The organism is Clostridium sp., from assembly GCF_051278035.1.
Lineage (GTDB): Bacteria > Bacillota > Clostridia > Clostridiales > Clostridiaceae > Clostridium_AD.
In genome coordinates, this window is sequence record NZ_JBNMNU010000155.1 from 1 (window position 1) to 10191 (window position 10191).

The following is a 10191-nucleotide window of genomic DNA, read 5'->3' on the forward strand; positions in this document are numbered from 1 at the left end:
TATTCCTTTTTCTTTTAGAATTACTCTGTCACCATCTGTAAATATCCCCTCTTCCCTACTCGCTTTTGGGAACACTCCATCATTTACCCCTATAATATATAAGGCAGTTACATCATGACTTTTTATGCGGTCTACGCTGCTAATTGACACTCCGTCAAGTGCTGGCGGGATGAGTCCCATCTTGTGTTTGCTAAATCCCATTGACATCACCGATGAAAATTCCTCAAGAGATAAATTTTCATCTCCTATAACTTCTACCATCTGATCCAAAAGTTCCATTACTAGGTTCCAAATTTTACTGTACTCTGTAACTTCTGCCTGGTCGCCATTTTCTTTGAAATTATCTATCCATATTTCTAGAGTTTTATATACATTTATGGTTTCTAGAAATTCGAAAAGGGCTGTGCAGATTTTAGTAGTGGTGTTTTTGCCTCTTAATTTTTCTTTTAGCGTTATTAGTGGCTCTATTACAAGCTTCCTTGTTTCGTTTAGGATTTTTATTGTAGCTTCTACTCTTTGCGATTCTTCTGATGCTTCTGGTTGTTCTGGTTGTTCTGGTTGTTCTGGTTGTTCTGCTTGTTCTTGTTCTTGCTTTTCTTTTGATTTTAGAGCTTCCTGTGCGCGTCTCTTATAATAGTCTCTAAAATAGTATTCTATCTTTTCCTGCCAAAGCTCTAGATCTGTCCATTTCTTTTTGCCCTTTACTCCTGTTGCTATTATGAAATTCTCTAAAATATCTATATGCTGAGTATCTATATCTAAAAGGCCAGTTTTAAGATATCTAAAAATCGCCTCATAGCTAAAGTTCTTAGTGAAAATCTCCACTGCCCCTGTTATAAGTACAATTAGAGGGTTACTGGTTATGTCCTTTTTATTATCTATAAATAAGGGGATATTGTATTCTGTAAATATAGCTTTAATTAATTTCTCATAGGAAGGCAAATCTCCGGTTACTACCGCTATTTTATTGAATCTTATACCTTCATCTCGGCATAGCCTTAGAATGTCCACTGCCACATGCTCTATTTCCGAATAAGCGTTTAGAGCTTTAAATATCTTTATATTTTCACATTTCTCCGTTCTTTGCGTATACGGAAATGCAAAATAATTTTGTTCTAAAAATCTTAGCTCATTGTTTTCACTATATTTATGATTTTTATTACCCTGAAGTTCTACTGGTTTTTCAAAGCTAGTTCCCGTTTCTTCTGCAAGGTCTATCAATTTATTCTCTGTAACCTTTATAGCATAAAAAGCATCTGAGTCATCTATAGTTTTGGAATGCGCAGAGCTCATAAGAGGCAAGGTTATATTTATCGTCTTAGCCTTTTTATAAAGCATTTCAAGAATTCCATATTGCTGGGGCGTAAAGCCTGTGAATTCATCAATCCAAAATTCCGCTCCATCAAATATATCGCATTCTTTAAGTGCGGTATAAAGCCTTGTCAAATCCTCGTCTGGGTCTAAATAGTTTTTACATAATGCCTTATCAAATCCATCATATATAAGTGATAAATCCGTTATTTTATCTATTAAAAGCGGACTTTCTCCTAAATTCTCTTTTACCTTATTTAAATCCTCTAGGGTTATGTTATATTTTCTAAACTCAGTGATGGCCGCAGCTACATTATCCACAAAGCCCTTTTGCTTAGCTGCTCCATTAAAAACCTTGAATTCATCTAAGTTTTTTTGCAGTATGCTGTGAATTAACATTGCCTTTCCCGAACCATCCATCGGTTTTTTCGTTATGCCTCCGACTTCACTAAAAACTTTGTAGGCAAGTCTATTAAAACTAAGTACTTGGATGTTTGTTATTCCTGTGGATCCAACTACTTCTATAAGATTCTTTTCAGCTTGAAATGAGAATTGTTCTGGAACTAAAAGTACTAGGGGCTTTTCGCCTTCGATTATACTTCTAGCCTCTATATCCTTTAAGCAGAACGTACTTCTTCCCATTCCAGCTCCTCCGTAGATAAATCTTAAACTCACAAAAACACATCCCTTCTTTTCTTAAGTATATTATACCATGGGGGAGGTGGGGATAAAAGCATGGGGAAAAGCGTGGGGACGGTTAACAACTAATGGTGTTATACATGCCAGATGAAAAACGGGGGACGGTTAACAACTAATTGGCTTAAATGTTAGAGAAAAAAATGGGGGACGGTTAACAACTAATAATCTTAGATGCAAAAAATAGGTCACAGCATACGCTATGACCTATTGACAAAATATTTGAATACTGAGTATAAAACTACTACCCTTTGCTCATTATTAAACGCTTATTTTTTATTAAGTTGCTTAAAAATAACAAAAGAATATAATATTGGAACAATGGAAATTGCAGATACTACTATCAATAAAACTATATAGAAATATGACTTTCCATCTAGAATTATTGCAAAGATTCCTGATATAATACCTCCAACTACCCATAATGGCGCCGCCATTCGGTGAGTTTTTGTCCACACTTCTTCGTTTGCAAGCGTCCAAGGAGTCTTTATTCCAACAAAATAATTATGCTTAAATTTTCCCATGACATTTCCTATTACTACAAATAATAAGGATACGGCCACGCCTACAAACATTCCTATGTTCACCGGGTATCCAAGTGCAACCATCAAAATTGAAGCTTGTATACATGTAAAGAGTATATGAAATGAATATCTTATTAATTTATATGCACCTTTAAACTTTACGTAATTTTCTTTTTTGGGGTCTAGATACGGTAAAAATATAAATAGAAAATAGAAAGCTAAATTCATTAAGGGAATTCCAAAAGCCCCAATAAATTTTCCAGAGTAACCATCAATTTGGCCCTCAGTATTCCAGTGAATTGGCATCTTATCTGGGAGGCTTGGGTAAAAATAAAGACAGACCACAAAAGTTAATGTAATTATTGCGATAATGAACCAATCATTTTTTATAGTACTTCTAATCTTTTTCATCATTAATATCATCTCCTTCATTAAAACGCGTTGTATCAAAAAACCATCCAATAACCTCTTGAAATACAGAAGTATTCAGCGAATAATAAATATTCTGTCCTTTTCTCTCATCACATGCAAGATCAGCTTGCTTTAACATATTCAAATGATGAGAAATACTTGGTTTCGTCATATCAAAATGCTCTGCGATTTCACCTGGGGTCAGGTTTCCTTTTTTAAGAAGCATTATGATTTTCCGTCTAGTTGGATCAGCTAAAGCTTTAAAAGGTAAATTCAAAGCAGACATATTATCTCTCCTATATTGTTATTAGATATTTAGATGTTTGTCTAACTATCTAATACTAGTATATTATATTTGATTTAAAGGTGCAAGGGTTTACGTGAAAAAATTAAAAAAGGTGGGGACGGTTAACAATTAATTGGCTTAAAGCCAGATAAAAGCGGGGGACGGTTAACAACTATTAGTTCTAAAAGTTAATAATAAATAAATTATAATGAAATTAATTATTAAATCAATATTAAAATGTAAGTATTTGTGGTAAATTAGATTATAAGTAAATTTTTTATACATCAGTGCTTAAATATCATGAAGGGGATGATTTTAAATGCGTTCAATATTAAAAGCAGCAATTGAAACCGGCAAGCAAAATACGAGTAATGGAGCCGTAGCAACATATATTCCTGAACTTGCAAAAGGTAATAGAGATGCCCTTGGTGCATGCATCTTTGACACAGACTGTAATATTATTTTAGAGGGTGACTTTGAGACAAAGTTTACTATTCAAAGTGTCTCGAAGGTGATAATCCTTATATGTGCTCTTATGGATAATGGCCAAGATGCGGTTTTTTCTAAAGTGGGAAAAGAACCTTCAGCCGACGCATTTAATTCAATGGTAAAACTTGAAATAAAGATTACACATAAGCCATCAAATCCATTCATAAATGCAGGAGCAATAGTTTGTACATCTCTTGTGGCTGGCGATAATGGCATAGAGCAATTTAATAGAATTCACAATATGATGAAAAGGTTATCTAATAATAACAATATCGAGGTAAACAATTCAGTTTTTAAATCCGAAAAGTTTACGGGGAATACAAACAGAGCTATGGCTTACTATCTAAAGGGAGCTAATATAATCCAAAAGGATGTAGAAGATGTATTAGATACTTACTTTAAGTGTTGCTCAGTTGAGGTTGTTGTTCAAGATGTAGCTAGGATAGCATCAGTTATTGCAAATAATGGAGTAGCCCCATGGTCAAATGAGAGGATTATTCCAGAGGACATAAATAGTATAGTTAAGGCTCTTATGATGACTTGCGGGCTGTATGACAAATCCGGGCAATTTTGTATTGAGGTTGGTATTCCCAGTAAAAGTGGAGTTGGTGGATGTATAATGTCTGTTGTTCCAAACCGCATGGGAATAGCAGTTGTAGGTCCGTCCCTCGACGTTTACGGAAACAGCATTGGTGGAGGTAAAGTTTTAGAAGAGCTTTCACGCATGCTCCACCTAAGTATGTTTTAAGTATTTAATATATGTTATATATTTTTTATATTAGAATATTTAGGGAGGCTCCAAATGTATAATTCGAAGAATTATTCTGAGACTGTAGTGTGCAGACTGCTTGATGAAATATTAAATAGGTATGATAATATTTGCAAATGTGAAAAGTGTAAATTAGACATTAAAGCTATAGCATTAAACTCACTTAATACAAAATATATTGTATCTGAGCAAGGTGAAATATATACGAAAGCTTTAGCTGAGGTTGACAAACAAGAGAAAATTAACGTTACCACAGCCATAACAAAATCAATAGAAATAGTAGCAGCTAATCCGAAACATTAGCAGCTTCTTTTTTTGTTATTATTCCCTTGATTTATATATTAAATCTTAGTTTTAATTACGTACCAATTAAATTTAAAATTCAGAATATACTTTTTAATTCACTGTCGAAACATATTGATATATGGTTATTAAAATGGTAAAATAATCGATAGTTATTAAATTCTTGTAAAAATGAACGCGGAATTTAATATAGATTTTTACCATAAAAACTAGGGGGTTGAAAATGAAGTCTATCAAACATCAATTAATCATTTTTGCTATTTTAATCGTAGGTATACCATTTATTATATCTAACGTAATTTCTGACTATTATATGTCAAAACAATTAAAACAAGAGGTTTACACAAGTAATGAAATACTGGCAACAACTATCGGTAACAGTGTTTATGATTATATGGCTAAATCCTATGCACTAACTGAGGAACTTACAAGGAGTAGAGGCATTAGTGATTTTGTGCCTGCATCACAAACGGAAGCACTTAAGAAGACTATAGAAAAAAATCCTTATTTCGATTTATTTTATATTCAAGATTTAAAGGGTGACCAAACTTCTAGGAGTAGTGGTAAGTTAGCTAATAGAGCTGATAGATGGTGGTTTAAGCAGGCCATGGAATTAAAAAAGCCATTCATTACAAAATCATACCTAACTACTAATGGCGACAATTATGCAGTAAATTCTATAATATATCCAATTCGCAATGATAAAGCTGAATTAGTAGGTATAATGGGGGCTGATCTAAAACTTGAAGCATTACAAACAATAGTTGAAAGATATAGTACTGAAAAAAGTTATGCTTATGTTTTAGATGGAGAAGGAGCAGTAATAGCCCATCCTGATAAAAATCAGATTACAGAACTATACAATTATAAAACAATGACTAAAACTGTCAAAGAAAAGGATTCAGCTGGTAAAATTGTAACCGATTCCAGTGGTGTTCCATCTACTAAGACCGAGGATATTAAAGTTCCAGATGAACTCAAAAACATAACAAACGATGCACTAAATGGGAAAAATGGAATTACACAGTATGTAGACATAAATGAAAATAAAGTAATCAGTGCTTATGAAACTATTAAACTTCCTGGCACTTCAGGTAACTGGGTTGTTATAACTGTTGAAAAGGAATCTGATGCTTTTGCTGCAATATACGGAATAAGAAATAAAAATCTTATATTTGGTATTATATTATTAATACTAGCTTCAATAATTGTAACTTTATTATCTAGCAAAATTACAAAACCAATCCTTGAAATAAAAGCTTTAGCTCTTAGGTTATCATTATATGATTTCTCTGAGGGAGTTATTATAAGAGGGAAAGATGAACTTGGACAAACAGGGCTGGCATTAAATACCGCGCAGCAAAATATTAAACATCTCGTACAGGAGATAGTGAATAATTCTATGGATATGAGTGCATCATCCGAAGAACTTTCAGCTACTGTTCAAGAAATAACATCTAGAATGGAAATAATAGATCATTCTACTAGTGAAATAGATAAAAATACTCAAGAAGCCAGTGCTACCTCTGAGGAAATAACTGCATCCGTTGAAGAAGTTAACTCAAGTATGGAGGAATTATCTTCAAAAGCTATGGAAGGCAGTGGTAATGCTGCTCAAATAAAGGAAAAAGCTAATGCAGTTCGAATAGCAGCTAAAAATGCATTAGGAGATAGCAACCGCATTTATAAGGAAAAAGAGAAAAAAATATTAAAAGCTATAGAGGATGGAAAAGTTGTAGATGAGATAAAAATTATGACTGATGGAATTGCAGCTATTGCAGCTCAAACTAATTTACTTGCATTAAATGCGGCAATTGAAGCCGCAAGAGCTGGAGAGCAAGGAAAAGGATTTGCAGTTGTTGCTGAGGAAGTAAGAAAACTTGCAGAGCAATCTGCACAAACTGTGACAACTATTCAAGGTACTATATTAAAAGTTCAAGAGTCATTCGGTAATTTATCAGAAAATAGTAATGACATACTTAAATTTATTATAGATGACATTAAGCCTGTTTTAGAACAATATGCAGCCTCTGGGGAACAATATGGCGAAGATGGGGACTTTATAAGTTCTATGTCAGAAGAAATTGCCTCTATGTCAGGAGAAGTAGAAGCTACAGTAAGTCAGGTTAGTGATGCAGTGCAAACACTGGCACAAAATTCACAGCTTTCGGCAGAGCGTACGGGAGATATTAAGGTTAGCATTGATGAAACCTCAAAAGCTATGGAAGAAGTGGCTCAAACTTCGCAAAGTCAGGCAACACTTGCACAAAAGCTTAATGAATTGGTTCAGAAGTTTAAAATCTAGTGGTAGACATATTACTCCCTCCTGCAATGTTTTGTAGGAGGGAATATTTTCATCAATAAAAATCTGCGTACAGACTATCTCTTCTATCTTCTTTAAGTTTAAAACACTCTCTAATTTTAGTTACACTCTTCTGTGAGATATCAGCTACAACAATACCTTCCTCCATATATAAACTGCTTATTACATTGCCTAGTGGATCTATAATCATGGAGTCCCCACTGTAGTGTAATCCGTCACCTTCACCCACACGATTTATTCCAGCAATATAGCATTGGTTTTCTATAGCTCTTGCTTTGAGTAGAGTTATCCAGTGTTCACGGCGCTCTATTGGCCAGTTAGCCGCTACTGTAATTAAACCTGCAGTCTTTGAGGCTATCTGAAATATTTCGGGAAAGCGCAAATCGTAGCATATAAGTGGGACAATATTAAAGCCCAGTGCATCAAAATGTTTTATCTCATTTCCACTTTGATAAAATTCAGTCTCAGTGCCATAAGAAAAGAGATGAATTTTAGTGTAATCTACAATTTCTTCTCCTTTTGGAGACAATATAGCGAACTTATTTTTGCTATTAGACATGCCTTCTACATATCCAAAACCTATAAATATTTTAAATTTCAAGCATAATTTCTTGAAGAACTCTTTGGTTTCATTATTTATTTCTCCTATGGCCTTGGTATTCATAGAAAATCCTGTTAGAGCCATTTCAGGGAAAAGTATCATATCTACGTTTAAACTAACAGCCTGTTCTATATACATAAGGGCCGCTTCTTTGTTTTTGGGTTTATCCTCCCAAGATACATCTAATTGAGCTAGTGCAAGCTTCATATTATCAACTCCCTAGTTTAGTTTACATTTAATATAGACTTAATCTCTTCCATGTGAGTAATTATATATTCCATGCATCCCATGCCCATTGCGAAAAAAGATACTAATATTATTAGAACTATTGCGCCAAAATCGTATTTAATTATCTCTTCCTTGTTTATTATATATGACACAATCATTTCTATTCCCAGTATAATTAAAATAAGGGGCCACATTGATGAGATTAGTAAATAATTAATTCCTGGGTTTATAAGCCTTAATAAAAACATTATTCCAAATAAAATTAAAACTATTCCTGTGGTAAAGGTTCCTACTCTACGCCCTTTAATCACTTAGATCACACTCTTTTTTCTTGCCTGAAACAAGCTTTAGACCCACAACAATTATTGCAATGCCTATGATTACTTGCGGAGCCACTCTTGTTATAGCACTTATAGCTGAATATACTCGCTCAGGCATAAATCTATATAAGCTGCTTATAATATTATTAAATATTAAGTATCCACCAAGAATCACTAAAGTTATTCCTGTATACTTTCTGTGTTTCTTAAATATACCCCTGTCTATTTTTACGATTTCATCAAGAGAAAATAAATAATTGTCCTCTAAAAGTAAAAATTCTTCATCTGTTGAATAACGTTTATTCATGCAATCGAAAAACGAATAAAACCAAATTAATGGTGCAACGAATAGTAGTGGCCCTATATTAAGCCAGCTAGAGAAAAATATTAAGAAGAAAAATGCTGCCATAAGTGATAGACCCATCTTCATAAACCCCATATACATATGACCTGCACCAGGTAAAAGTGAGAAACAAAAGGTTAAAAATTTACTTCTTTCTCTTTTCATTACTAAAAACCTCCATGTTAATTATTTTCTGTGAAAACTCATTAAGACTCTCATTAATAGTGTTAACACTGCTTAAACTTATAGGATTTACATTTAATTTACTTATCTTTGTATTAGCTATAAGATTCAATTGGTTTGAAAAAACAAACACTAATGCGATACTTGCCGCCATTGCAACTCTAAGAGAATAAAATATAAATTGAGTCATTTTTTCTTTTTTAATTTTAATTTTACTTAGTACTTCCTCTTCAAAGCTTGAAGGAGCGCATGCAAGTTCATTATCACTGAAACTATTAGCTAACGCTTCAGCACAATCTTCGCAACTAGCAATATGATCTGATATTAAAATTAGTTCAACCTCACTTAGTGAACCCTCTTTAAGCATATTTAGCGATATTTTAGTTATGTGTCCGTCTTCTTTAAATAATGTACTCAAGTGCACTCCTCCTTCCATAAAACTTTCAACAGTTTTTTTGCCCTATAAAGATGGGTTTGCAATGTTTTTAAACTTATACCTGTATTTTTCGCCATATCTTTTAGCTTAATATCTTCACAAAAATAGTTTACCGATACTTCCCTATAAGGCTCTTTTAATTTGTCACAAAGACTGTGTATTTGCTCCCTGCTTTGTTTTTTTAGTATTGCATCCTCGGGGGTTTCTCCCTTATCTTTTAGAATTTCATAATCTACGTAAGATAAGCTATCAACGTTTCTTGCGGGACTTTTAAGAAAGTCTTTACATTTATTGGTTGCAATTGTTATAAGCCAAGCCTTAAAATTTACTCCATCAAATTTATTATAGTTCGTATAAGCAGATAAAAAAGTTTGTTGCGCCAAATCTTCAGCATCAAAGTAGTTTTTTGTGAAGGATAAACAAATAGTGATGATTAAACGTTCATATTGTTTTATATAGCTTGAAAATTGGTCCTTTTGTATAATCATCACCCCCTTTTTTATCCCTTACATATATATAACGATTGGCAATCTAAAAACACTTCAACTTTGCAAATAAATTAAAGGATTCATGTACTGCGCCAGAATGCAATCCTCGCTGTACATGAATCCCTTTTGTATTATTTTGTGCTTTGAAGTTTTTCTATTATTATTTCTTTCATTTCTACTAATTTTGCTTCTGACGCCTCTAAAGTTTCTCCCTTAGAGTACATGTATATTTTAATTTTTGGTTCTGTCCCTGAAGGCCTTACAGCATACCAACTACCATCATCAAAATAGAATTTAAGTACATTAGATACCGGAATTCCACTAGCATCTACACTTCCATTGATTATATCGTAAGATTCTTCTGCTTCATAATCTATATATTTAGTAAGATTTGAAGTTCCTAAAGTCTTTGGATTATCTTTTCTGTACTCTTCCATCATTCTAGAAATTCTCTTTTGCCCTTCTATCCCATCTAAAACA

The 10191-nt window shown here is 33.3% G+C and carries 10 protein-coding genes and 2 pseudogenes; 3 read left to right on the top strand and 9 right to left on the bottom strand.

Features of this window, described 5'->3' with window-relative positions:
- The 3 genes and pseudogenes from ACJAX4_RS18590 to ACJAX4_RS18600 form a co-directional block, all read right to left on the bottom strand.
- Window positions 1-1986 (bottom strand): annotated as a pseudogene (locus ACJAX4_RS18590) (helicase-exonuclease AddAB subunit AddB); the annotation flags it as partial.
- Window positions 1987-2276: 290 nt separating this feature from the next.
- Window positions 2277-2945, bottom strand: coding sequence for an SdpI family protein (locus ACJAX4_RS18595; protein WP_435790930.1), 669 nt, complete (start codon window positions 2943-2945; stop codon window positions 2277-2279).
- Window positions 2929-3228 (bottom strand): autorepressor SdpR family transcription factor, encoded by a 300-nt coding sequence (locus ACJAX4_RS18600; RefSeq protein WP_435790931.1) that lies wholly within the window; start codon window positions 3226-3228, stop codon window positions 2929-2931. Before ACJAX4_RS18600 ends, ACJAX4_RS18595 begins: the two co-directional genes overlap by 17 nt.
- A 319-nt stretch (window positions 3229-3547) precedes the next feature.
- Here ACJAX4_RS18600 and glsA point away from each other — a divergent pair, with 319 nt between their 5' ends.
- From glsA to ACJAX4_RS18615, 3 genes are all read left to right on the top strand, one after another.
- Window positions 3548-4465 (top strand): glutaminase A, encoded by a 918-nt coding sequence (gene glsA, locus ACJAX4_RS18605; RefSeq protein WP_435790932.1) that lies wholly within the window; start codon window positions 3548-3550, stop codon window positions 4463-4465.
- 54 nt (window positions 4466-4519) lie between these two features.
- The gene (locus ACJAX4_RS18610) at window positions 4520-4789 is read left to right on the top strand and encodes a late competence development ComFB family protein (protein WP_435790933.1); all 270 of its coding nucleotides are present in this window, start codon (window positions 4520-4522) and stop codon (window positions 4787-4789) included.
- Window positions 4790-5012: 223 nt separating this feature from the next.
- Window positions 5013-7094, top strand: a complete 2082-nt coding sequence (locus tag ACJAX4_RS18615) for a methyl-accepting chemotaxis protein (RefSeq protein WP_435790934.1) — start codon at window positions 5013-5015, stop codon at window positions 7092-7094.
- 52 nt (window positions 7095-7146) lie between these two features.
- On the opposite strand, the gene ACJAX4_RS18620 is transcribed toward ACJAX4_RS18615, so the two are convergent.
- The 6 genes and pseudogenes from ACJAX4_RS18620 to ACJAX4_RS18645 all read right to left on the bottom strand — a co-directional run.
- Window positions 7147-7920 carry a nitrilase-related carbon-nitrogen hydrolase gene (locus tag ACJAX4_RS18620; protein ID WP_435790935.1) on the bottom strand — a complete coding sequence of 258 codons (774 nt, stop codon included), beginning with the start codon at window positions 7918-7920 and terminating at the stop codon, window positions 7147-7149.
- A 17-nt stretch (window positions 7921-7937) separates the two neighbouring features.
- A complete protein-coding gene (locus tag ACJAX4_RS18625) occupies window positions 7938-8252 on the bottom strand; it encodes a LiaI-LiaF-like domain-containing protein (RefSeq protein ID WP_435790936.1) in 315 nt (104 codons plus the stop codon).
- The gene (locus ACJAX4_RS18630; protein ID WP_435790937.1) at window positions 8245-8769 is read right to left on the bottom strand and encodes a hypothetical protein; all 525 of its coding nucleotides are present in this window, start codon (window positions 8767-8769) and stop codon (window positions 8245-8247) included. Before ACJAX4_RS18630 ends, ACJAX4_RS18625 begins: the two co-directional genes overlap by 8 nt.
- Window positions 8750-9211 (bottom strand): hypothetical protein, encoded by a 462-nt coding sequence (locus tag ACJAX4_RS18635; protein ID WP_435790938.1) that lies wholly within the window; start codon window positions 9209-9211, stop codon window positions 8750-8752. Before ACJAX4_RS18635 ends, ACJAX4_RS18630 begins: the two co-directional genes overlap by 20 nt.
- Complete coding sequence (locus ACJAX4_RS18640) at window positions 9202-9714, bottom strand: RNA polymerase sigma factor (protein WP_435790939.1); 513 nt, start codon at window positions 9712-9714, stop codon at window positions 9202-9204. The genes ACJAX4_RS18635 and ACJAX4_RS18640 overlap by 10 nt, the downstream gene beginning before the upstream one ends.
- A gap of 128 nt (window positions 9715-9842) precedes the next feature.
- Window positions 9843-10191: pseudogene (locus tag ACJAX4_RS18645) on the bottom strand (phospho-sugar mutase); the annotation flags it as partial.